Genomic DNA, 20,430 nt, shown 5'->3' on the forward strand with positions numbered 1-20,430 from the left:
ATGTCGCCTTCGGTGCGATGCGCCACGATCCGGCGAGCGCCGCGGGGCGGCGCCTGCTCGCGCACGAACTCGCGCATGTGGTGCAGCAGTCGGGCACCGCCGCACCCGGCCCGGGCGGACGCTTGCGCACCGCGGGTGCAGCCGAGGAGCGCGCCGCGGAGCAAGCCGCGGGCCGGGTCGCGGCGGGGCGGCGGGCGCCCGCGCCGCAGCCGGTCGCCACTCCTGCGCTCGCCTGTTTCAGCGACGACAACCACCATGTCATCGAGGAAGCCGCGCTAGGCGGCCTGTTCGCGCCCGAACAGCTCCACGCGGTCGAGCGCGGCAACATCCAGCGCGACTATAGCCAGCTGCCGCCTGCGGTGAACGCGCTGCTGCTCGGCCAGCGGCTGGGCTTCGGCGGTTATGATGCGGCCGAGCATTTCGACAATTTCATCTTCGATCCCGCGACCGGCCGCTGGCGCACGCGTGGGCCCGCGCCGGGGTCGTTCAAGCAGCTGGCGCCCGGGCGCATCGATTACTCGCCGATCGATTACATCGAGAGCCAGTTGGACAGCCTTGCCCAGGCGGGTGCCAATCCGCGCAGCCTGCAATGGCTCGGCAACGCCTTCCACACCGTAGAGGACTTCTTTGCGCATTCGAACTTCATCGAGCATATCGCGGGGGCAGCGAAGGGCGAGCCGCTGCTGACCGGCAGCTTCGCGGGAGACGCCGCCAACGAACAGTCGTCGCTGGCGCATGTGCAGGGCGGTGTCGCCACGTCCGAGATGAAGCCCTATTATCACGGCATGGCCGAGGCCGCCGCGGCGCGCACCGAACGCTATTCGCATGCGCGCATCGCCAAGGACACCGCCGACGCCAAGGGCTTCGTCGAGGCGCGCCGGCTCGCCGCATTGGTCATCCAGGAACTGGGGCGCGACATCGCCGCGCTGCTGGCGAGCCCGAACCCGCTTACCCGCTCGCTGCTGATGAAGGAGGTCGTGCTCCCCAGGATACGCCGCTACCTGCGACCGCCAGACCCGCGCGATCCGTGGTGGGAAACGCTGATCGCCACCGGCGGCCGCGCGATGGACGCGCGGCTGGAGGAGGCGGCACGCAAGACCCCGGTGACGGTGAACCACGATGCCTACAGCCCGTTGCGCAATGCGGAGGCGAGCAGCACGTCACCCTGGCACATGCCGCTCGGCCTCGCGTTTCGCGCCGGCGACCAGGGGTGGTTTCAGATCGGCGCGGGCATTCGCGATCCGCGACCGAACCCGGGGCTGAGCATGCCGGGCCTGCCCGAACCGATCGGCAAGGCCGAGGGCATATTGGGACTGCAGTTCATCCGCAACTTCTGAGCGCTGCCGCTATTCCAGGCTCTTGGTCGCCTGCTCCAGCGTGTCCTTGGACAGGCCCGGCGTGCCCGCGATCCGTTCCAGCTCGGCGCGCATGAGCGCGCCGCGGCCCGCGTCGAAGCGGCGCCAGCGGCCTAGCGGCGGAAGCAGCTTGGCGGCGGTCTGCGGGTTCAACCGGTCGAGCGCGATCAACTGATCCGCCAGGAAGCGATAGCCCGCACCGCCCGGCGTGTGGAAGGCGCGCTGGTTGACCCCGAAGGCACCGATCAGCGCGCGCGCGCGGTTGGGGTTGGCCAGGGTGAAGTCGCGGTGGTCGGCCAGCTCGGCGACGATGGCCGCAGTATCGTCGCGGGTCGAAAGCGCCTGGGTCTGGAACCATTTGTCGAGCACCAGCGCGTCGTTCGAATAGCGATTGTAGAAGATGTCGAGCGCGGCAATTCGCTTGTCCGACGTGCCGCTCGCCAGCATGGTCAGCGCACCCTGGCGGTCGGTCATGTTGTCGGCACGCTCGAACTGCGCGAATGCCAGCGTATCGGCATCCGGCGCGCCGCCCGCACCGATGTAGCCCAGCGCGACGTTGCGCAGGCGGCGGCTACCCTTGGCGTCGGGGGTGTATTCGTAGGGGCCTCTCGGCGCCTGTTCAAGCGCGAGGCGCCACTGATCCGCCAGCGCGCGCGCGAGATCGCGGCGCAGCGCCTCGCGCGCACGGAAGATCGCTTCCGGATCGACGACCGCCATCTGGTCGCCGATGAAGCTTTCGGACGGCAGCAGCACCGCTTCGGCGACAAAGGCGCGGTCGAGCGCGGGATCGGCGAGCGTGTTGCGGACCGCCGAGACGACCGCGTCGTGATCGCCGCGGCCGTGCGCCGCGCTGGCAACGAGGGTGTCGAGCATCAGCTGCTGCATCGCTTCGTAGCGCGCGAACGGATCGTCGTCGTGCGCGCTGAGGAAGGCGAGCTCGGCGGCGGTGCGGTCGCTTTCGATCGCGACCTGGGCGGAAAAGCCGCGGTTGATCGACAGCACCGGGCGCTCGGCGAGCCCTTCGAAGGTGAGCGTCATGTCGGGGCTGTCGAGCAGAACGAGGCTCTCGTCGGTCAGCGGTCGGCCGGTCTCCGCCCCGAACAGGCGCAGCTTGAGGGGGAGGACCATCGGTTGCTTGAGCGGCTGCCCGGGCGTCGGCGGCACGCTCTGCGCCAGGCGCAACGTGGCCCGGCCTGCGGTGTGATCGAGCGATGCGGCCACCCGAGGCGTGCCCGCCTGCGAGTACCACAAACGGAACTGGGTCAGGTCGATCCCGCCCGCTTCCTCCATGCACGCGACATAGTCCTCGCAGGTCGCGGCTGTACCGTCGAAGCGGGCGAAGTAGAGGTCGGTAGCGGCACGGAATTGCTGGGGACCGAGGATCGTCGCCATCATCCGGACGATCTCGGCGCCCTTGTTGTAGATGGTGGCGGTGTAGAAATTGCTGATCTCGAAGTAGCTGTCGGGGCGGATCGGATGCGCAAGCGGCCCGGCATCCTCGGGAAATTGCGCGGCGCGCAGGCCCCGAACATCCTCGATCCGCTTGACCGCGGCCGAGCCCTGGTCGGCGGAGAACCCCTGGTCGCGGTAGACGGTGAAGCCTTCCTTGAGGCTCAACTGGAACCAGTCGCGGCAGGTGATGCGGTTGCCCGACCAATTGTGGAAATATTCGTGCGCGACGACCGCGGCGATTGCGTCGTAATCGTAATCGGTCGCAGTATCGGGATCGGCGAGGATGTAGCGGCTGTTGAAGATGTTCAGCCCCTTGTTCTCCATCGCGCCGAAATTGAAATCGTCGACCGCGACGATGTTGAACACGTCGAGATCGTATTCGCGCCCATAAACGCGTTCATCCCACGCCATCGCGAGTTTGAGCGCATGGAGCGCATGCGTGGTGCGCGCGAGATCCGCCTCGCGCGCCCAGATGCCCAGGGTCACCTCACGTCCCGACATCGTCGTGAAGGAGCCGCGGTTGACCGCGAGGTCCCCGGCGACGAGCGCGAAGAGGTAGCAGGGCTTGGGAAAGGGATCGTTCCACTCCGCCCAATGACGGCCGCCGTCGAGCGTGCCTTGCGCGACCGGATCGCCGTTGGCGAGGAGCACGGGGAAGCGCGTCGCATCGGCGGTCATCCGTACGCGGTAGGTGCTCAGCACGTCGGGGCGATCGGGGAAGTACGTGATGCGACGGAACCCCTCGGCCTCGCACTGGGTGCACAGGTTGCCGCCCGATGCGTAGAGGCCCATCAGCTGGGTGTTGCGGTCGGGCGCGATCTCGACCTCGGTCTCGATCGTGTGCACCGCGCCGCTGAGCGGGATGACGAGCTGCTCGCCGTCGATCCGCCAGTCGTTGACCGCCACGCCGTCGACTCGAACCGACAGCGGGGTCTGCCCGGCGCCGTCGAGGCGCAGGTCGTGCTCGGTGCCGTTGCGCACCACCGACAGCGTCGCGCGGATGCGGGTGGCGGCGGGGTCGAGATCGAAATCGAGAGCGATGTCCGGTGCAAGCCACGCAGGCGGCGTGTAGTCCGCGCGGCGCGTCGGTTGCGGGGCGAGCGCGGGCTGGCTGGGGCTGTGCATGTCCATGGGGCGGATATAGACGCTAGGGCCGGGGGTGCCAGCCTCCTGTTCCTCCGCCAGGCGGGGCGGATCGGATTGCGCGCCCGGCACGGTGTGCTACCGGCAGCGACTCGTTTTTCGAGGTAATCACCATGTTCCGTGGATCGGTGGCATTTCTCCTGGCGGCCTCGGCCTCGACAGTGATCGCTCAGGCGCCTGCACCCGCCACCAACGCCGTCGTCTACGCGCCCTTGCCCGCGGCGCAGGCGGCGCTGAAGGCGCACGTCCTGTTCCTGGCTTCCGACGCGATGCGCGGGCGCGAGGCGGGGACCCCGGAATATGACATCGCCGCGCAATATGTTGCGGCGCAATTCTATGCCGCGGGGCTTAAGCCTGCGGGCGATGCCGGCGGCTACCTGCAGCAGGTGCCGCTCGTCACCTACAAGGCTGCGGGCAAGGGCGATTTCGTCTGGACCCCGCGGGGCGGCACGGCGCAGCGCCTCGCCTTCGGCGTGGACTATGTGCCCGCCGCCGATCCGGCGAAGGCGGAGGTTGCGGTGTCGGCGCCGGTCGTCTTCGTCGGCTACGGCATCCGCGCCCCGCAATATAAGCAGGACGATTACCGCGGCGTCGACGTGCGCGGCAAGATCGTCGCCTTTGTCGGCGGCGCACCGGCTCGGTTCGCGGGGGAGGAGCGCGCGTTCTTCGGATCGGCCAAGACCAAGATGCAGGCCGCCGCGCAGCGTGGCGCGGTGGCGACCATCCAGATCGCCAGCCCCAATATGACCGCGGATGGCATGGCGCGAATGGCCACGGGCTATGCCGCGCCGCGCACCGCCTGGGCGCAAGCCGATGGCACCGGTCATGCCGAGGCGCCGATTGCTTCGCTCGGCACGCTGTCGCCCGCGGGCGCCGCCAGCCTGTTCGGCCCGGCGTGGCAGGCGATTGCCGCTGAAGGCGCGAAGGAGGCACCCGCCTATCGCTCGGCGGCGCTCCCCGGCACGCTGTCGGCGGCGACGAAGACGGTGTTCGCGCCCGCGCACAGTTCCAACGTCGCAGGGCTCATCCCCGGCAGCGACCCCAAGGCGGGCGGCGAGGTCGTCGTGCTGTCGGCGCACCTCGATCACTTGGGCGTGTCGAAGGCGGGGCCGGATGGGGGAGACCGGATCAACAACGGCGCGCTCGACGATGCGATCGGCATCGCCAGCCTGATCGAGGAAGCGAAGCGCTTCAAGGCGAGCGGGGCCGCGCCGAAACGCTCGATCCTATTCCTGGCGGTGACCGCGGAGGAGAAGGGGCTGATCGGCAGCGACTATTTCTCCGAACACCCGACGGTCCCTTTGAAGGACATCGTCGCCGACGTGAACCTCGACATGCCGATCCTGTTCTATCGGTTCCAGGACATGGTCGCGTTCGGCGCCGAGCGGTCGACTTTGGGGCCGATCGTGCGGCGCGCCGCGGCGGCGGCCGGCGTGGGCCTCGCGGCGGACCCGATCCCCGAACAGGGCATCTTCGTGCGGTCGGACCATTTCCGCTTCGTCCAGAAAGGCGTGCCGTCGGTGTTCCTGTGGCCGGGCCCCGCCAATGGCGGCAAGGCCGCGACCGAGGCGTTCCTCGGCGGCTGCTACCACCACCCGTGCGACGACGTGTCCCAGCCGATCCTGTGGGACCAGGGGGTGCGCTTCGTCGACATCAACTACCGCATCGCGCGCGAGATCGCCGATGGCGCGGACCGGCCGGTGTGGAACCGCGACGATTATTTCGGGACGTTGTACAAGGGCCCGATGGCGGCCCGATGAGCGTGATGGCGTGAGGCTGCTGATCCTCGGGCTGGGCTATACCGCGCAGGCGGTGGCGGCGCTCGTGCCCGAGTGGCGCGTGCTCGGAACGACGCGCGATGGCCGTGGCGGCACGCTGCGGTTCGACGATCGCGATGCCGTCGCGCGGGAGATCGCGCTCGCGAGCCACGTCCTGTCGTCCGTGCCGCCCGCCGACGATGCTGACCCCGCTCTCGCTGCCTATGGTTCGGCGCTCGCCCGCTCGGGGGCGTGGCTCGGCTATCTGTCGTCTACCGGTGTGTATGGCGATGCGGACGGCGCTTGGGTCGACGAGACCTCACCGACCGGCGGCGGTCGACGCGATACGCGCGCGCGGGCGGATGCCGACTGGCTTGCACTGGGGGCGCGGGTGTTCCGGCTGCCCGGCATTTACGGTTTCGGCCGTTCGCCGATCGACCGTGTGCGAGAGGGCAAGGCGCACCGGACCTGCATCGCGGGCCAGGTGTTCAGCCGTTGCCATGTCGAGGATATCGCGCGAGGGGTGATCGCAGGGTTCGATGCGCCGGCGAGGGCGTACAATTTGGCCGACGACCGGCCCTGCTCGCAGGACCAGGTGGTGACCTTTGCGGCGGCGCTGCTCGGCCTGCCGCCCCCGCCAGTGGTGGCGCTGGAGACGCTCAGCCGACAAGCCCGCGGCTTCTACGCCGAGAACCGGCGGGTGGCGAATGGCAAGGCCAAGCGCGTGCTCGGCTGGCGACCGCTCTACCCCGATTACCGCGCGGGCCTGCGGGCCCTGAGTGCAATGACCAGCCCGATACCGGTCAGCACCGCGCCCGCGACCGCAAGCGGCGACCAGCGGTAGCCCTCGAACAGCGTCGACAGCAGCATCGCGATCACGGGCACGATGACGCTGCTATAGGCCGCCTTGGCCGGACCGATCACGCGGATCACGCGAAAGTAGAGCGTGAACGCGACCGCCGAGGCGAACAGCCCCAGATAGAGCACGCCGAGAATGTAGCCCAGACGCCACTCGAACGCCGGCGGACCCGCGGTCGCATAGGCGAAGATGGCGTCGAGCGCGGCGCCGATCAGCATCGCGACCGCGAGCATCGGCGCCATCGGGTAGCGTTTGGCGATCTCGGTCGCCTGCATGACGTTGGCGGTGGAGGCGGACAGGATGGCGCAGAGCGTAAAGCCGATCCCCATCAGCGATGCGGCGGGGCCGTTCGGGTCGGTGCGCGCCTCGTGCAGGAACAGCAAGGCGGTGCCCGCCATCGCGACGCCCGAGCCGATCACGAGCTGCCGCCCCATCCGCTGGTTGAGGAAGACGCGCGCGAACACCGCATTGGGGACGAGCAGCATCGCGAACACGACCGCGACGAGCCCTGAGGTAATGTACGCCTCCGCCCGGTACACGAAGTTGAAGTTGAGAACGAATTGCGCGCTCCCGAGGATGGCGGCGAAGCGCCAGCCGCGGGCATCCAGCCGCAATGGCTCGCGCCTGGCGAACGCAAACGCCGCCATCGCCATGCCGCCGACGAGGAAGCGGTAGGAGACCGACCACGAGGCGGGGACGACCGCGAGCTGATCGCGAATGACGATCCAGGTCGATCCCCAAAGAAGCGTGACGATCGCAAACGGGATAAGGATCGCAGCGCGCGTCGAGTTGGGCTTGGCCGTCACAACCCCGCGATCGCCCGCGCCAGCGCGGCGACATGCGCGGGATCGGTGTCCCAGGCGGTGACGAAGCGGACCTCGCCCTCCGCCCAGTCGTAGAAGTCGAATCCTTGCGCGCGCAGGCTCGCGGCCTCGTCCGGCGTGGCGCGAAGGAACACCTCGTTGGCCTCGACCGGGTGGACCAATCGCGCGCCCGCGCTCGCCGACAGTTCGCTCGCAGCGGCGTTGGCGGCGCGCGCGGTGTCGAGCCAGAGATCGCCATCGAGCATCGCCAGCATCTGCGCGGCGAGATAGCGCCCCTTGCTCAGCAGCAGGCCTGCGCGCTTACGCCGCTGCAGCGTGGCACCGAACAGGTCGGTGTCGAAGAACACGAGCGCCTCCGCGTTCATCGCGCCGTTCTTGACGAAGCCGAAGGAGAGCGCGTCGACGCCCGCGCGCCAGGTGACGTCGGCGGGCGCGCAGCCCAGCGTCGCGACCGCATTGGCGAAGCGCGCGCCGTCCATGTGGAGGCGCAATCCCTTCGCCTTCGCCAGCGCGCCGATCGCGGCGACTTCTGCGGGGGTGTAGACGCGGCCATATTCGGTGGCGTTGGTGATCGAGATCGCGTGCGGCTGGACACGGTGGACGTCCTTGGCAATCGCGTCGATGACCGCGGTGAGGGTCTCCGGCGTGACCTTGGCGCCGTCGCCGTCGGCGAGCAGCAGCTTGGCCCCGTGCGTATAGAATTCGGGCGCGCCGCATTCGTCGTTCTGGATGTGCGCATCGCGGTGGCAGACGACGCCGCCGTGCGGCGGGCACATCGCCGCGAGCGCGAGGCAGTTGGCCGCGGTGCCGCTCGGCACCCAGACGCTGCGCACCGGCGCCTCGAACAGCTCCGATAGTGCCGCGTCCAGGCTGCGGCTCAGCGCGTCGCCGTCATATGCGGTGTCGAGCGTGTTGGCAGTGGCCATTGCCGCCATCACCTGGGGATGCACGGGGGCGGCGTTGTCGGAGAAGAAGCGCATGATGACGCATTGCTGCGCGTGGCGGGGCGCGTCAACAATCACCCGGGCTCGTGCCCTTCGTTGCGAGGACGGACAGGAGGAATAAGTGGCACCGGGAGCCGCTCGCCGCTATCGCCGCGCGCATGAAACCCGGCCTGCTCCCCGAAGGACTCCACGATCGTCTGCCTCCCGTCGCCGACGCCGCGGCAGCGCTGGAGCGCCGGGTGCTCGATGCGGCGCGGCTCTACGGCTACGAGCGCGTCGATCCGCCGCTTGCCGAGTTCGCCGACGGGCTCGCGACGCGGCTGAAGGCGGGCGGGCTCGCGCACGCGGTGCGCTATGTCGATCCGGTCAGCCAGGCGACGATCGCGATCCGCCCGGATATCACCGCGCAGGTTGCGCGCATCGCCGCCACCCGGATGGCGCATCACCCACGGCCCGTCCGCCTCAGCTACGCCGGATCGATCCTACGCCTGCGCAGCCCGCAGCTCAGCCCGGAGCGCGAGGCGCGGCAGATCGGCTGCGAGCTGATCGGCCTCGACACCGTCGCCGCCGCCGCCGAAGTCGTCGCTGTCGCTGTCGAGGCGCTGGCGGCGGCGGGTGCGCGCGCGCCCTCGATCGACTTCACGCTGCCGGACCTGGTCGACACGCTGGCGGCGGGGCCGCTGCCGGTCTCGCCCGATCGGATCGCGGCGTTGCGCGACCGCCTGGATGCCAAGGATGCAGGCGGCGTCGCCGCGCTCGCACCCGAATACCTTCCGCTGATCGAGGCGGCGGGTCCGTTCGCGGCCGCGATGGAGCGGTTGCGCGGGTTCGACACGACGGGCGCGCTGGCGTCGCGGCTCGACGGGCTGGCGCGGATCGCGGACGCTCTGGGCGATGCCGTCACCCTGACCCTCGACCCCACCGAGCGTCACGGCTTCGAATACCAGTCGTGGCTCGGCTTTTCACTGTTCGCAGGCGGCATCGGGCGCGAGGTGGGCCGCGGCGGCACCTACACGATCCTGCACGAAAACGGGGCGGAAGAAGGCGCGACCGGCTTCTCCCTCTTTGCCGACCCGCTCGTCGGCGTGAGCGGCGGCCCCGAACGGCGCCGCCTGTTCCTGCCCTTCGGCACCCCGCCCGCCGAAGCCGCAGCGATGCGCGCGGCGGGCTGGGTCACGGTGGCGGCGCTGGAAGCAGGCGACACGCCCGAGGCGCAGGTGTGCACCCACGTGTGGATGGGGGGAGAGGCCATGCCCTTGCCCGTGTCCTTGCCCGTGTCCTTGCCCGTCACCCCAGCGAAGGCTGGGGTCTCACGCGATGACGCGCTAGGGTAGCCACATGGAACGGGGAACTGGCGCCGAGTATTGCCCCGCCCGTCACCCCAGCGAAGGCTGGGGTCTCAAGCGATCACACGATCGTGTCGAACCAACCAATCAGGATTGACCTCCTCGATCAGCCGCCCCGTTCCATCCGGCCGCTGCTGCGCACCACCGCCTGAGATGCAGCTGCGCTGGCATGACGGGGATGGGGGAGGCACCCCCTGCAAATATTCCTGTCCTACAGCTTCGCCTCTCGTCATAGTGCACCCGGGAGCAATCCCGCGCTCTTTGTCATGGTCACGTAAACGGAACCGGTCGGCGCACGTTTACGTGTCAACCGGCGTCAACGCCCAGTCCGTGCAGCAACGCCCATTGGCCTCACCTTAGCCTCACCTTCCGGCTCCGGCACATGCACAAATCCATGGACCCGTCCGGCCCTGCCGCCTAAGCGGCACCCGCAACAGCCAAGGGGTATTCGCGTGGGCAATGTGGCGGTCATCGGCGCGCAATGGGGCGACGAGGGCAAGGGCAAGATCGTCGACTGGCTCGCCGAGCGCGCCGACATGGTGGTGCGTTTCCAGGGCGGGCACAACGCCGGGCACACGCTGGTCGTCGGCAACAAGGTCTACAAGCTGTCGCTGCTGCCCTCGGGCATCGTCCGCGGCACGCCGTCGGTGATCGGCAACGGAGTCGTCCTCGATCCCTGGGCACTGCGCGACGAGATCGCGCGGCTGGCCGAACAGGGCGTATCCGCGACCCCCGAAACGTTGCGCATCGCCGACAATTGCGCGCTGATCCTGCCCTTCCACCGCGACCTCGACGCCTTGCGCGAGGATGCGAGCGGCATCGGCAAGATCGGCACCACCCGCCGCGGCATCGGCCCGGCGTATGAGGACAAGGTGGGCCGCCGCGCGATCCGCGTCTGCGACCTGGCGCACCTCGACCAGCTCGACGCGCAGCTCGACCGCCTGACCGCCCACCACGACGCGCTGCGCGCCGGTTTCGGCAAGCCGCCGATCGACCGCGCCGCGCTGATCGAGGAGCTGCGCGATATTGCCGGCTTCGTCCTCCAGTTCGCCAAGCCCGTCTGGCGCGATCTCAACGAAGCGCGCGCGCGCGGGCGGCGTATCCTGTTCGAAGGCGCGCAGGGCGTGCTGCTCGACGTCGATCACGGCACCTATCCCTTCGTCACCTCGTCGAACACCATCGCGGGGACGGCAGCGGGCGGTTCGGGATTGGGTCCGAGCGCGGTCGGCTTCGTGCTGGGGATCGCCAAGGCTTACACGACGCGGGTAGGATCGGGGCCGTTCCCGACCGAGCTTGCGGATTCGACGGGCGAGCGGCTGGGGGTGCGCGGCCACGAATTCGGCACGGTGACCGGGCGCAAGCGGCGGTGCGGGTGGTTCGACGCGGTGCTGGTGCGGCAATCGGTTGCGGTCGGCGGCATTACCGGCATCGCGCTGACCAAGCTGGACGTGCTCGACGGCTTCGAGGAGGTCCGCATCTGCACCGGCTATCGGCTCCGCGGCGAGCCGCTCGACTATTTCCCCGCGCATGCCGCGGACCAAGCCGCGGTCGAGCCGGTGTACGAGACGGTTGCGGGATGGGCAGGATCGACCGCAGGCGCACGAAGTTGGGCCGATCTGCCCACGGAGGCGATCAAATACATCCGCCGGGTCGAGGAACTGATCCGCTGCCCGGTGGCGCTGGTCTCGACCAGCCCCGAGCGCGAAGACACGATCCTGGTCCGCGATCCCTTCGCGGATTGATTATCTGGGTGGCCGCTGACCGGGGTCGGCGGAAACGTTTGCGGCGCTGTTGACCAACGCGGTCGAGGGCGCTCTCGGATCGGTCTCGTTCGGCGTTGCGGTTGCGGCGGCGCTTGGCGCACCCGTGTTGTCGAGCACCGTTGCCTCGGGGCCCGGCACTTTGTCCCCGACGGGCGTCGAATCGACCTGCGCCAGCGCGGCCGCAGACACACTTAGCATGACGACACTGGCGAGCGTAGCCCACCGCATCGGCTGCTCCGACGGTGCGGACGGGCGGCAGTACGCCACTCGTCCGACATTACGCTTACTGGGGAACGGTCGTGCCCGTCGTCGACGGGCTCGTGGTGCCAGTAGCGCCGCTGCCGACGGCCGCGCCGGTGCTGCCCATGCTGCCGTTCGGCGTCGTCGTCGACCCGGTCGTGCCCATATCCACGCCGGTCGTGGTCGACGGGCTGGTGGACATCGGCATGTCGGTGGTCGTCGTCGTGCCGGTGGTGGTCCCGGTCGTCGTTCCGGTGCGGCCACGCGTACGCGAGGTCTGGCGGCTGCGCGTGGTCGAGGTGGTCGGACGCGCGCTGGTGGAGGGCTGCATCGTCGTCCCCGTGGTGCCGCTCGTTGTGCTGCCCACCGTTCCGCCCGTCGGGCTGCCCATGGTTCCGCTCATGGTACCGGTCGTCTGGCCGGTGCTGCCGGTTGTGCCGCTACCGGTGGAACTCCCGGTGGTCTGGGCCGAGACCGCGGCGACCGGAAGCAGCAGCGCTGCGGCAATGGGAAGGATGCGCATGATGAACTCTCCTGATTTTTCAGGCAGTCAACGTATCTGGGGCGTTCAGCGTTCCCCGCACTGGGCGCGGTGGAGCAACGCCTGGTCCGCCAGCACCAGCGCCATCATCGCCTCGACCACGGGCGCGCCGCGGATGCCGACGCACGGATCGTGGCGACCGCGGGTGGCGATCTCGGTGGCATCACCGGATCGGGTGACCGTCTCGACTGGAGTCAGGATCGAGCTGGTCGGCTTGAATGCGACGCGCAGGCGGATCGGCTGCCCCGTCGCAATGCCGCCCGCGATGCCACCCGCATGGTTGGCGAGAAAGGACGGCCCGTCCTCTCCGGGCCGCATCGCGTCGGCATTCTGCTCGCCCGACAGCGCCGCCGCGGCGAAGCCGTCGCCGATCTCGACCCCCTTGACCGCATTGATCGACATGGCAGCGGCCGCGAGTTCGCTGTCGAGCTTGGCGTAGAGCGGCGCCCCCCAGCCCGCAGGCACCCCGGTCGCCTCGCATGCGACCACCGCGCCGAGCGACGAGCCGGCCTTGCGCGCGGCATCGACCAGCGCCTCCCAGCGCGCGGCGGCCGCCGCGTCGGGGCAGAAGAAAGGATTCGCGTCGATCTGCGCATCGTCGAAGTTCGTCGGGTCGATCGCATCCCCGCCGATCGCCTCAACCCATGCGCGCACGCGGGCCTGAGGAATGACGAGCCGCGCCACTGCGCCAGCCGCCACCCGCGCCGCCGTCTCACGCGCTGACGACCGCCCGCCGCCGCGATGGTCGCGAAAGCCGTATTTGGCGTCATAGGCATAGTCGGCGTGGCCGGGGCGGTACGCCCGCGCGACCTCCGAATAGTCTTTGGATCGCTGGTCGACGTTCTCGATCATCAGACTGATCGGCGTGCCGGTGGTCCGCCCTTCGAACACGCCAGAAAGGATACGCACCGCGTCCGGCTCCCGCCGCTGCGTGGTGAAACGTGACGTGCCCGGGCGGCGGCGGTCTAGCCAAGGCTGAATGTCGGTCTCGGATAAGGCGAGTCCAGGCGGGCAGCCGTCGATCACCGCGCCGAGCGCTGGGCCATGCGATTCGCCCCAGGTGGTGAACCTGAATACGCGGCCGAAGGTGTTGAAGCTCACGCCGCCCGACGCGCTTCCGGCGCAAAGATAACCCGGGCAGCCATCATACCTTCAACCGCCAGGTCTTCGTCGAGCGCATCCCAATGGATGCCGCCGGGACTGAGTTCATAAGCTTCCAACAGGGTTCGATCGGCACCGGACAGGCGCGGGTACCATGCCAGTGGCACGGTGATGGTGCGCCCATCGTCCAGAGCGACGCTCATGGAGACATCATCGAAAGAGACGCCGACGGGTTCAGGAAAAAAAGTCATTCCATTGCTCCACAAACCCATCCCGATGTGTACTCACAACGTCCAATAGCATTTTCAGCGTTCGCGGGTCCATCCGTCGGTCGGAAGCGACGCGAACAATGGGCGTCAGCCATATCTTTGCTTCACTGCGATCCTTGCGGACGTGGACGTGCGGTGGTTCGAGAGGCATACCTTCGCGAGAGTAGAAGAAGAATTTCCAGCCGCTCCATTCAAGCAGCTTGGGCATCTCAAACCAGCGCGATGTCGGGTGCGTCCTCCGCCTTCATGCCGATGACGTTATAGCCCGCGTCGACGTGGTGGATCTCGCCGGTCACCCCGCTCGCCAGGTCGCTCAGCAGGTACAGCCCGGCACCGCCGACGTCGTCGATGGTGACGTTGCGCTTCAAAGGCGCATTAAGTTCGTTCCATTTCAGGATCAGGCGGAAGTCGCCGATCCCGCTTGCCGCAAGCGTCTTGATCGGCCCGGCCGAAATGGCGTTGCAGCGGACACCCTGCCGCCCGAGATCGACCGAGAGATAATGGACGCTGGTCTCGAGCGCGGCCTTGGCGACGCCCATCACATTGTAATGCGGAATGACCTTTTCGGCGCCGTAGTAGCTCAGCGTCAGCAGGCTGCCGCCCGGGCGCATCATCTTCGCCGCACGCTGCGCGACCGCGACGAACGAATAGACGCTGATGTTCATGGTCATCAGGAAATTGTCGAGGCTGGTGTCGATGTAGCCGCCGCGCAGCTCGTTCTTGTCCGAGAAGCCGATCGCGTGGACGACGAAGTCGATCGTCTCCCAATCGGCGGCGAGCGCGGCGAACGTCGCGTCGAGCGCGTCCATGCTCGACACGTCGCACTCGTACAGCCGCGCGACGCCGAGCTGCTCGGCGAGTGGGCGCACCCGCTTCTCCATCATCTCGCCCTGGTAGCTGAAGGCGAGCTCGGCCCCGGCCTCCGACAGCTTCTTGGCGATACCCCAAGCCAGCGACTTGTCGTTGGCGAGCCCCATGATGAGCCCGCGCTTGCCTGCCATCAGATCGTTCACTTGAGGCACCCTCTTCACGCTGTCGCCGGAAGGGGAGCCTCTACAGCCGGTTCGGGCGGTTCGGCTAGTGCCGCGTTCAGATGCGCGCCGAACACCAGGCCCAGCCCGATCAGGTAGAAGAACAGCAGCATCACGACAACTCCGGCCAAGCTGCCATAGGTGAGGTCGTAGCCGCCGAGCTGGCCGAGGATCACCGGCAGCAGCGCGGTCATCGACACCCACCAGGCGGCAGTGAACAGCGCACCCGGCCACTTGCGACACTTGCGGTAACGGTATTTGGACGGCGTCACCGCGTAGAACAGCATGTACAGCGCGCCGAACATCACCAGACCGGGCACCAGCCGCGCCAGCCCGACCCAGCCGGCAACATCCTGCGCGAACGGCAGCAGGCGATAGATGAACTGTTCGGCGGCGGTCAGGATGCCCTGAACGAGGAACGCCATCAGCGCGAGCACGACCGAAGCGACGATGACGAACGACGAGCCCAGCCGCGACTTCCAGAACGGCGCGGTCGATTTGTAGCCATAGGCGCGGTGGAAGATCTCGCGGATCGTCTCGATGAACCCGCCCACCGTCCACAGCCCGACGAGCGCGCCCAGCCACAGCAGCGAGCCGGTGCGCGCCGCGATCACGTCCGCAATCGGCTTGCGCAGCAGGTCGGACACATCGGGGGGAAGCACCCGCAGGAACGACATGACGGTGCGCTGGGTCTCGCCGCTCTGCCCGACCAGCGACAGGATCGCTGCCGCCACGATGAAGAACGGAAACAGCGTCATCAACGCCAGATACGCAAGGTTACCGGCGTGGATGAAGCCGTCGTTGTAGACCCCCAGCGCCGAACGCTTGGCAACCTCGAACGCCGCGCTGCCCGGGCGCACCCTGGCCAGACCGCGATCGATCCGCTCGCGGGCGCGGCCGTGGTGATGCGCGCGATCTTCGGGGGTCAGCCCGCTGGTGTCGGTCATGCGTCCTCAGACGCCCATCGACGCCCGCGGGTTCCCCTCGTTCGCACCCCAGCCTTCGACAAAGGCGGTGAGGTCCGAGTCGCTCGCGGGGATCGCGATCATCAGCGTGATCAGCTGGTCGCCGCGGCCGCCGCCCTTCTTGGCGAACCCCTTTCCCTTCAGGCGCAGGGTGCGGCCCGAGCTGGTGCCCTTGGCGATCGTCAGCATGACCGGCTTGTCGACCGTCGGCGCCTTGACCTGGCCGCCGCGTACCGCCTCGCTCAGCGTGATCGGCAGGTCGAGCCGCACGTCGTCGCCGTCGCGGACGAAATGCCGGTGCGGCTGGATGTCGATCGTGACGATCGCGTCGCCGGGACCACCGGGACCCGGCTCGCCTTTGCCCGACAGCCGCATCTGAGTGCCGCTCTCGACACCCGGCGGCAGCTTGAGGTCGATGGTGGTGCCGTTGGCCAGAACCACCCGCTGTGTCTCCAGCGTCGCGGCGTCGACGAACGGCACCGCCAAGCGATAGGCCGTATTCGCGCCCTTCGGCTGGGGACGGCGGCCAAAACCGCCGCTGAACCCGCCCTTGCCGCCGGTGTTGAACAGCCCTTCGAAGATGTCGCCGACGTCGGGCTGCTCGCCGCCCGCGCCGCCGAAATCAAAGTTCTGCGAACGAAACCCGCCTGCACCCGGTCGTGCCCCAGGCTGCCCGCCGCCAAAGCCGAAGGGCGCGGCGGGGTTGCCGTCGCCGTCGATCTCGCCGCGGTCGAAGCGGGCGCGCTTGTCCTTGTCGTTCAGCAGATCGTAGGCGTTGGTGACTTGGCTGAAACGCTCGGACGCCTTGGGATTGTCCTTGTTGCGGTCGGGATGCAGTTCCTTGGCGAGCTTGCGATACGCCTTCTTGATCGCCGCCTCGTCGGCACCGCGCGCTACCCCCAACGTCTGATACGGATCGGCCATCTGGTCCCCGGTTCGGTGTGTTAGGCGACTATGTGGGGCAAGGCTGCCCGTTGTGCAATCGAACGCTTGGGCGTGTTGTGCGTTGGCGTCTCTCGAAGGAGAACGTCATGAGCGATACCCAACCGATGCAGGCTGACGGCGGCAGCGGCGACGCAGCGGAGCCCGACGGCGTCAACAATGCGCACGGCGACGGCGACAGCCCTGGCGCCTATCCCAACGGCGTCAAGCCAGACAAGGGCAAGGGCGGATTCTTCGGTCACGGCGGCCAGACCGAACAATCCTACAGCGGGCCTGAGAAGGGCGACGACAATGCCAACGCGGCCACGGAATAGCCGCACGGTTGGCGAAAGGTCACAGTAAAGTCTCATCCTACAGGGGTGCGCGTGATCTGCCGGGCGATCTAGAACAGGCCGGACCAGACCGGAACGGAAACGTGCGGGCTGCGCACGAAAATCCAACATTGCAAGTCGTCGGCGTCATGCATCGACCGGCGCGACATCGACGCTGACCTCCATCGCCTGCGCGCCGGAGCCCAGCACGACGCCGTCGACCGGCGCGATCTCGGCATAATCGCGCCCCACCGCGACGACGATGTGGTCGCCCGCCATCCAGATGCCGTTGGTGGGATCGAGGCCGACCCAGCCCTTGGCCGGCCCGCACCACAGCAGCACCCAGGCATGGGTCGCGTCGGCGCCGACCAGCCGCGCTTCGCCGGGCGCCGGAATCGTCCGGATGTAGCCGGAGGCATAGGCCGCGGGGAGCCCCGCAGCGCGCAGGCCGGTAATCATGATCTGCGCGAAATCCTGGCACACGCCGACGCGGCGGTGAAAGGCCTCGTGCGGCGGCGTATCGACCAGGGTCGCGGTCGAATCGAAGGTGAATTCGCGCTGGATCCGCCGTGCCAACGCGATTCCGGCCTCGAGCGCGGAGGCGCCGGGATCGAGGTCGGCGGCGCAATAGTCGGCGATGTCGCGATCGAGCGGGATCAGCGGCGAGGGATAGAGGTAGGTCGCGGGGCAGGCCGGCGACAGGTCGCGGCTGCCGCGTGCCATTTCGGCGACCTCGGCAAGCGTCGGGTCCGAGGCGTCGGGCACCGGCACCAGCCGATCGACCACGACGTGCGCGCGGCTTTCGATGGTCAGCGTACGTACCGGCTGATCGACCACCAGCCGGGTGACGTTGGCAAGCCCCGCCTCGGCGCGCGCGGGGGTGGTGCGGCCGACCGGCTCGACGTCGAGCGTGTAGGATTCCAGCCGCTGCCCCGCCCAGTCGATCGGTTTCAGCCTGAGATTGCAGCGCGCGAACTTCACCTGCGCGCCGTAATCGAAGCGGGTGACGTGGCGGATGTCGTAGACCATCGGCTTAAAGTCGGGGACTTCACCGGTTTCCGGGCCAATCTCCGGGTCGGGCTCCAGATCGATTTCGGGGGTCATGCCAGCGTCAATCCCGGTGCGCGCAAGGGTTCGGCGCCTTGCAGGAAATATCGGCGCGCTATCGCGTCGGACAAGGTGCCGAGCCGCCGTTCGACATCGCCGAGCAGATCGGGGTCGAGTGCGGCTGCGTTGGCGGTCGCCACGCGCGCGGCGAGCGCGGTCGCCTGCGCCTGCTGCGCCTCGGCCATGCCGTCGTCCGCGAGCACCGGAAGCAGCGCGAGATGCTCGACGATGCGCTCCATCTGGAACGCCAGCGCGCGAGGGTTGCCGGGATCGAGCGCGACCAGATCGACGACGGGCACGCGCGCGATGCCGGTGGGATAGCGCTGACGGTAGCTGATCTGGCTGTTGGCAAGGTCGAGCAGGGTCGACAGGTCGTCCGCGGACGCGCCCGGCATGCCGAACACCCTGACGGTGCGGGCGATCCCCATTGCGCGCTCGATGCGGCGGCCGAGGTCGAGGAAGCGCCACGACGCGGTACGCACCATATGTTCGGCGGACAGGCCGAGGATCGCGGCATAGCGCCGCTGGAGCGAGCCCGCGCGGTCGAGCATGCCGGGATGGCGCGGGAAGGGCGCGTCGAGCAGCCGCGTCAGGTCCGCCGACAGCCGGTCGCGCGATCCGTCGCCGATGTGGCGGGCATGGCGGTTGATGCTGGCGACCGATTGCCACGCCTCGTCCTCCATCGCGGTGCGCGCAAGTGCTGTCAGGTCGGCGCGGCGCAGCGACGGGGGGTGCGGCGCCGCGCCCGCACCGGTGATGAGCCCGACGAGCCGCCCGACCGTGTCGTTCGCCATCGCCGCGCCGCCGTCAACGTCGATCGAATTGCCGAGCATCACGCGAATGGCGCTCAACAAGGCCTCTCCGCGTTCGAGATAACGCCCGAGCCAGTAGAAATTGTCGGCGACCCGGCTTGGCAGGGTGCCGGGATTGCGGCGCACCGCCAGGCTGTCGGTCGCGGGCAGCAGCGACACCGCCGCGACCGCATCGGGGCCGTGAACGCAAACATCCGCCGACCAGGTTCCTTCGCCCATCACCGCAGCGCGGGCGTCCGCATGCTCGCCGATCCGCGCGAAGCCGCCGGGCAGCACCGTCCACGTGCCATCGGCGGCGCGCGCCGCGAAGACGCGCAGGGTGAAGGGCCGCGCAACCAGCGCGTCGCCGCTGACCACCGGCATCGTCGACAGCCGCACGATCTCCTGGCCGACATAATCCTGTGGCCGGCGAGTCATGTCGTCGAGCAGGCGGCGGCGCAGCGGCGCGGAGAGATCGGCGCCGGGCACCGCGACCCCGCCCGGAAGCCCCAGCGGTGCGGCAGCGAACGCCGGGCCGACGATCATCGATTCGAACTCCTCCTCGACCCGCGCGCGCTCGGACGGCTGGCCGCACCACCAGGTGGCGATATTGGGCAGGCGCAGGTCCTCGCCGAGCAGCCGCTTGGCGAGCATCGGCAGGAAGGCGGAAAAGGCGGGCGCTTCGAGCACGCCCGATCCCGGCGCGTTGGCGATGACGACATTGCCCGCGGCATAGGCGTCGATCAGCCCGGGTACGCCGATCTGCGAATGTGAATCGAACGCCAGCGGATCGATCATCCGCGGATCCACGCGCCGCCACAAGGCATCGACCCGCTTCAGCCCGGCGATCGTGCGGACATAGACCTTGTCCTCCAGCGCGGCGAGATCGGCACCCTCGACCAGCAGCAGACCCAGGTAGCGCGCGATATGCGCCTGTTCGGGGTAGCTCGGGTTGAACCGGCCCGGGGTGAGCAGGCCGATCCGCGGATCGGTGCGCCGGCACATGGACGCGAGACCAGCCCGCATCGCGGCGAAGAACGGCGCGTGACGCTGGACGTTGAGCCGCGCCTGCAAGCCCCCCAGCGTGCGGCCGAGCGCGAGACGGTTCTCCAGCGCATAGCCCGCCCCCGCGGGCGCGCGCAGATGGTCGGCCAGCACCCGCCACTCGCCGGTCGGCCCACGCCCAAGGTCGACCGCGATGAATTGCAGGTGGCGCCCGCCCGGCGGCTCCAGCCCGACCATCGGCCGCAGGAACAGCGGGCTGCCCGCGACCAGCGCAGCGGGGAGCAGGCCGCGCGCGACCAGCCTCGCCTCGCCGTAGAGGTCGGCGATCACCGTCTCCATCAGTTCGGCGCGCTGGACGATACCGCGCGCGATTCCGGCCCATTCTTCGGCCTCGATCAGGAGCGGTACCGGGGAAACGGGCCAGGGCCGCTCGTCCGCCTCGCCGACGATGCGAAAGCCGGTGCCGATATCGGCGGCGTGGCGCTGGACGCGTTCGCGGGCATGCGCGAGATCGTCGGAGGCGACCGCGGCCAGTTCCTCGAACATCGCGGTCCACGCCGGATCGCCGCTGTCGCACAGCACGTCGCCCGATGACCGCCGCGCGCAATAATCGGCCATCCAGCGGCGCGCATGGGTCGACGCGTCGAACAGGGGCGCCGTGTCCGGCCCGGTCTGGGTCGCCAT

General features: G+C 68.9%; 18 protein-coding genes. 6 read left to right on the forward strand and 12 right to left on the reverse strand.

Annotated features, from left to right (window positions below; genetic code table 11):
- On the forward strand, nucleotides 1-1,337 hold a 1,337-nt coding region (locus tag ACE5C1_RS14195; RefSeq protein ID WP_374944724.1), incomplete at its 5' end, for a DUF4157 domain-containing protein.
- Nucleotides 1,338-1,346: 9 nt separating this feature from the next.
- Here the strand turns inward: ACE5C1_RS14195 and pepN are convergent.
- Nucleotides 1,347-3,932 carry an aminopeptidase N gene (gene pepN / locus ACE5C1_RS14200; RefSeq protein ID WP_374944748.1) on the reverse strand — a complete coding sequence of 862 codons (2,586 nt, stop codon included), beginning with the start codon at nucleotides 3,930-3,932 and terminating at the stop codon, nucleotides 1,347-1,349.
- A 131-nt stretch (nucleotides 3,933-4,063) separates the two neighbouring features.
- Between pepN and ACE5C1_RS14205 the strand changes: the two genes are divergently transcribed.
- Nucleotides 4,064-5,710 carry a M28 family peptidase gene (locus ACE5C1_RS14205; protein WP_374944725.1) on the forward strand — a complete coding sequence of 549 codons (1,647 nt, stop codon included), beginning with the start codon at nucleotides 4,064-4,066 and terminating at the stop codon, nucleotides 5,708-5,710.
- A 10-nt stretch (nucleotides 5,711-5,720) separates the two neighbouring features.
- Nucleotides 5,721-6,551, forward strand: a complete 831-nt coding sequence (locus tag ACE5C1_RS14210; RefSeq protein WP_374944726.1) for an NAD(P)-dependent oxidoreductase — start codon at nucleotides 5,721-5,723, stop codon at nucleotides 6,549-6,551.
- Here ACE5C1_RS14210 and ACE5C1_RS14215 read toward each other — a convergent pair.
- Both ACE5C1_RS14215 and ACE5C1_RS14220 read right to left on the reverse strand, forming a co-directional pair.
- Nucleotides 6,461-7,372 (reverse strand): DMT family transporter, encoded by a 912-nt coding sequence (locus ACE5C1_RS14215; RefSeq protein WP_374944727.1) that lies wholly within the window; start codon nucleotides 7,370-7,372, stop codon nucleotides 6,461-6,463. The genes ACE5C1_RS14210 and ACE5C1_RS14215 overlap by 91 nt on opposite strands.
- Nucleotides 7,369-8,370, reverse strand: coding sequence for a threonine aldolase family protein (locus ACE5C1_RS14220; protein WP_374944749.1), 1,002 nt, complete (start codon nucleotides 8,368-8,370; stop codon nucleotides 7,369-7,371). The genes ACE5C1_RS14215 and ACE5C1_RS14220 overlap by 4 nt, the downstream gene beginning before the upstream one ends.
- Nucleotides 8,371-8,492: 122 nt before the next feature.
- Here ACE5C1_RS14220 and ACE5C1_RS14225 point away from each other — a divergent pair, with 122 nt between their 5' ends.
- Nucleotides 8,493-9,668, forward strand: a complete 1,176-nt coding sequence (locus ACE5C1_RS14225; RefSeq protein WP_374944728.1) for an ATP phosphoribosyltransferase regulatory subunit — start codon at nucleotides 8,493-8,495, stop codon at nucleotides 9,666-9,668.
- Nucleotides 9,669-10,132: 464 nt separating this feature from the next.
- The gene (locus tag ACE5C1_RS14230) at nucleotides 10,133-11,422 is read left to right on the forward strand and encodes an adenylosuccinate synthase (protein ID WP_374944729.1); all 1,290 of its coding nucleotides are present in this window, start codon (nucleotides 10,133-10,135) and stop codon (nucleotides 11,420-11,422) included.
- 304 nt (nucleotides 11,423-11,726) lie between these two features.
- On the opposite strand, the gene ACE5C1_RS14235 is transcribed toward ACE5C1_RS14230, so the two are convergent.
- The 7 genes from ACE5C1_RS14235 to ACE5C1_RS14265 are packed head-to-tail and all read right to left on the reverse strand — an operon-like array spanning nucleotide 11,727 to nucleotide 16,514.
- Nucleotides 11,727-12,206, reverse strand: a complete 480-nt coding sequence (locus ACE5C1_RS14235) for a hypothetical protein (RefSeq protein WP_374944730.1) — start codon at nucleotides 12,204-12,206, stop codon at nucleotides 11,727-11,729.
- A 45-nt stretch (nucleotides 12,207-12,251) separates the two neighbouring features.
- On the reverse strand, nucleotides 12,252-13,325 hold the full coding sequence (gene aroC, locus ACE5C1_RS14240; RefSeq protein ID WP_374944731.1) for a chorismate synthase: 1,074 nt from the start codon (nucleotides 13,323-13,325) through the stop codon (nucleotides 12,252-12,254).
- Nucleotides 13,322-13,576 (reverse strand): DUF2442 domain-containing protein, encoded by a 255-nt coding sequence (locus tag ACE5C1_RS14245; RefSeq protein ID WP_374944732.1) that lies wholly within the window; start codon nucleotides 13,574-13,576, stop codon nucleotides 13,322-13,324. The genes aroC and ACE5C1_RS14245 overlap by 4 nt, the downstream gene beginning before the upstream one ends.
- Nucleotides 13,560-13,802: a DUF4160 domain-containing protein gene (locus ACE5C1_RS14250; RefSeq protein ID WP_374944733.1), complete on the reverse strand. Its 243-nt coding sequence runs from the start codon at nucleotides 13,800-13,802 to the stop codon at nucleotides 13,560-13,562. Before ACE5C1_RS14250 ends, ACE5C1_RS14245 begins: the two co-directional genes overlap by 17 nt.
- 1 nt (nucleotide 13,803) lies before the next feature.
- Nucleotides 13,804-14,607 carry an enoyl-ACP reductase FabI gene (gene fabI / locus ACE5C1_RS14255; protein WP_374944734.1) on the reverse strand — a complete coding sequence of 268 codons (804 nt, stop codon included), beginning with the start codon at nucleotides 14,605-14,607 and terminating at the stop codon, nucleotides 13,804-13,806.
- A 14-nt stretch (nucleotides 14,608-14,621) separates the two neighbouring features.
- Nucleotides 14,622-15,572, reverse strand: a complete 951-nt coding sequence (locus ACE5C1_RS14260; protein ID WP_374944735.1) for a YihY/virulence factor BrkB family protein — start codon at nucleotides 15,570-15,572, stop codon at nucleotides 14,622-14,624.
- A 6-nt stretch (nucleotides 15,573-15,578) separates the two neighbouring features.
- The gene (locus ACE5C1_RS14265) at nucleotides 15,579-16,514 is read right to left on the reverse strand and encodes a DnaJ C-terminal domain-containing protein (protein WP_374944736.1); all 936 of its coding nucleotides are present in this window, start codon (nucleotides 16,512-16,514) and stop codon (nucleotides 15,579-15,581) included.
- A gap of 107 nt (nucleotides 16,515-16,621) precedes the next feature.
- Here ACE5C1_RS14265 and ACE5C1_RS14270 point away from each other — a divergent pair, with 107 nt between their 5' ends.
- Nucleotides 16,622-16,846, forward strand: a complete 225-nt coding sequence (locus ACE5C1_RS14270) for a hypothetical protein (RefSeq protein ID WP_374944737.1) — start codon at nucleotides 16,622-16,624, stop codon at nucleotides 16,844-16,846.
- A gap of 144 nt (nucleotides 16,847-16,990) precedes the next feature.
- Here the strand turns inward: ACE5C1_RS14270 and ACE5C1_RS14275 are convergent, their stop codons facing one another.
- Together ACE5C1_RS14275 and ACE5C1_RS14280 are read right to left on the reverse strand one after the other, a co-directional pair.
- Nucleotides 16,991-17,872, reverse strand: a complete 882-nt coding sequence (locus tag ACE5C1_RS14275; protein WP_374944750.1) for a transglutaminase N-terminal domain-containing protein — start codon at nucleotides 17,870-17,872, stop codon at nucleotides 16,991-16,993.
- A gap of 71 nt (nucleotides 17,873-17,943) precedes the next feature.
- Nucleotides 17,944-20,430 (reverse strand): circularly permuted type 2 ATP-grasp protein, encoded by a 2,487-nt coding sequence (locus tag ACE5C1_RS14280; RefSeq protein WP_374944738.1) that lies wholly within the window; start codon nucleotides 20,428-20,430, stop codon nucleotides 17,944-17,946.

Origin of the sequence: Sphingomonas sp., assembly GCF_964263785.1 — a bacterium.
GTDB lineage: Bacteria > Pseudomonadota > Alphaproteobacteria > Sphingomonadales > Sphingomonadaceae > Sphingomonas.

Bases quoted from the DNA above. Each gene is read 5' to 3' on its own strand.
- pepN (WP_374944748.1), bottom strand. From the start codon at position 3,932: ATGCACAGCCCCAGCCAGCCCGCGCTCGCCCCGCAACCGACGCGCCGC.
- ACE5C1_RS14205 (WP_374944725.1), top strand. From the start codon at position 4,064: ATGTTCCGTGGATCGGTGGCATTTCTCCTGGCGGCCTCGGCCTCGACA.
- ACE5C1_RS14220 (WP_374944749.1), bottom strand. From the start codon at position 8,370: ATGCGCTTCTTCTCCGACAACGCCGCCCCCGTGCATCCCCAGGTGATG.
- ACE5C1_RS14225 (WP_374944728.1), top strand. From the start codon at position 8,493: ATGAAACCCGGCCTGCTCCCCGAAGGACTCCACGATCGTCTGCCTCCC.
- ACE5C1_RS14235 (WP_374944730.1), bottom strand. From the start codon at position 12,206: ATGCGCATCCTTCCCATTGCCGCAGCGCTGCTGCTTCCGGTCGCCGCG.
- ACE5C1_RS14245 (WP_374944732.1), bottom strand. From the start codon at position 13,576: ATGACTTTTTTTCCTGAACCCGTCGGCGTCTCTTTCGATGATGTCTCC.
- ACE5C1_RS14250 (WP_374944733.1), bottom strand. From the start codon at position 13,802: ATGCCCAAGCTGCTTGAATGGAGCGGCTGGAAATTCTTCTTCTACTCT.
- ACE5C1_RS14260 (WP_374944735.1), bottom strand. From the start codon at position 15,572: ATGACCGACACCAGCGGGCTGACCCCCGAAGATCGCGCGCATCACCAC.
- ACE5C1_RS14265 (WP_374944736.1), bottom strand. From the start codon at position 16,514: ATGGCCGATCCGTATCAGACGTTGGGGGTAGCGCGCGGTGCCGACGAG.
- ACE5C1_RS14270 (WP_374944737.1), top strand. From the start codon at position 16,622: ATGAGCGATACCCAACCGATGCAGGCTGACGGCGGCAGCGGCGACGCA.
- ACE5C1_RS14275 (WP_374944750.1), bottom strand. From the start codon at position 17,872: ATGGTCTACGACATCCGCCACGTCACCCGCTTCGATTACGGCGCGCAG.
- ACE5C1_RS14280 (WP_374944738.1), bottom strand. From the start codon at position 20,430: ATGGCGACCCAGACCGGGCCGGACACGGCGCCCCTGTTCGACGCGTCG.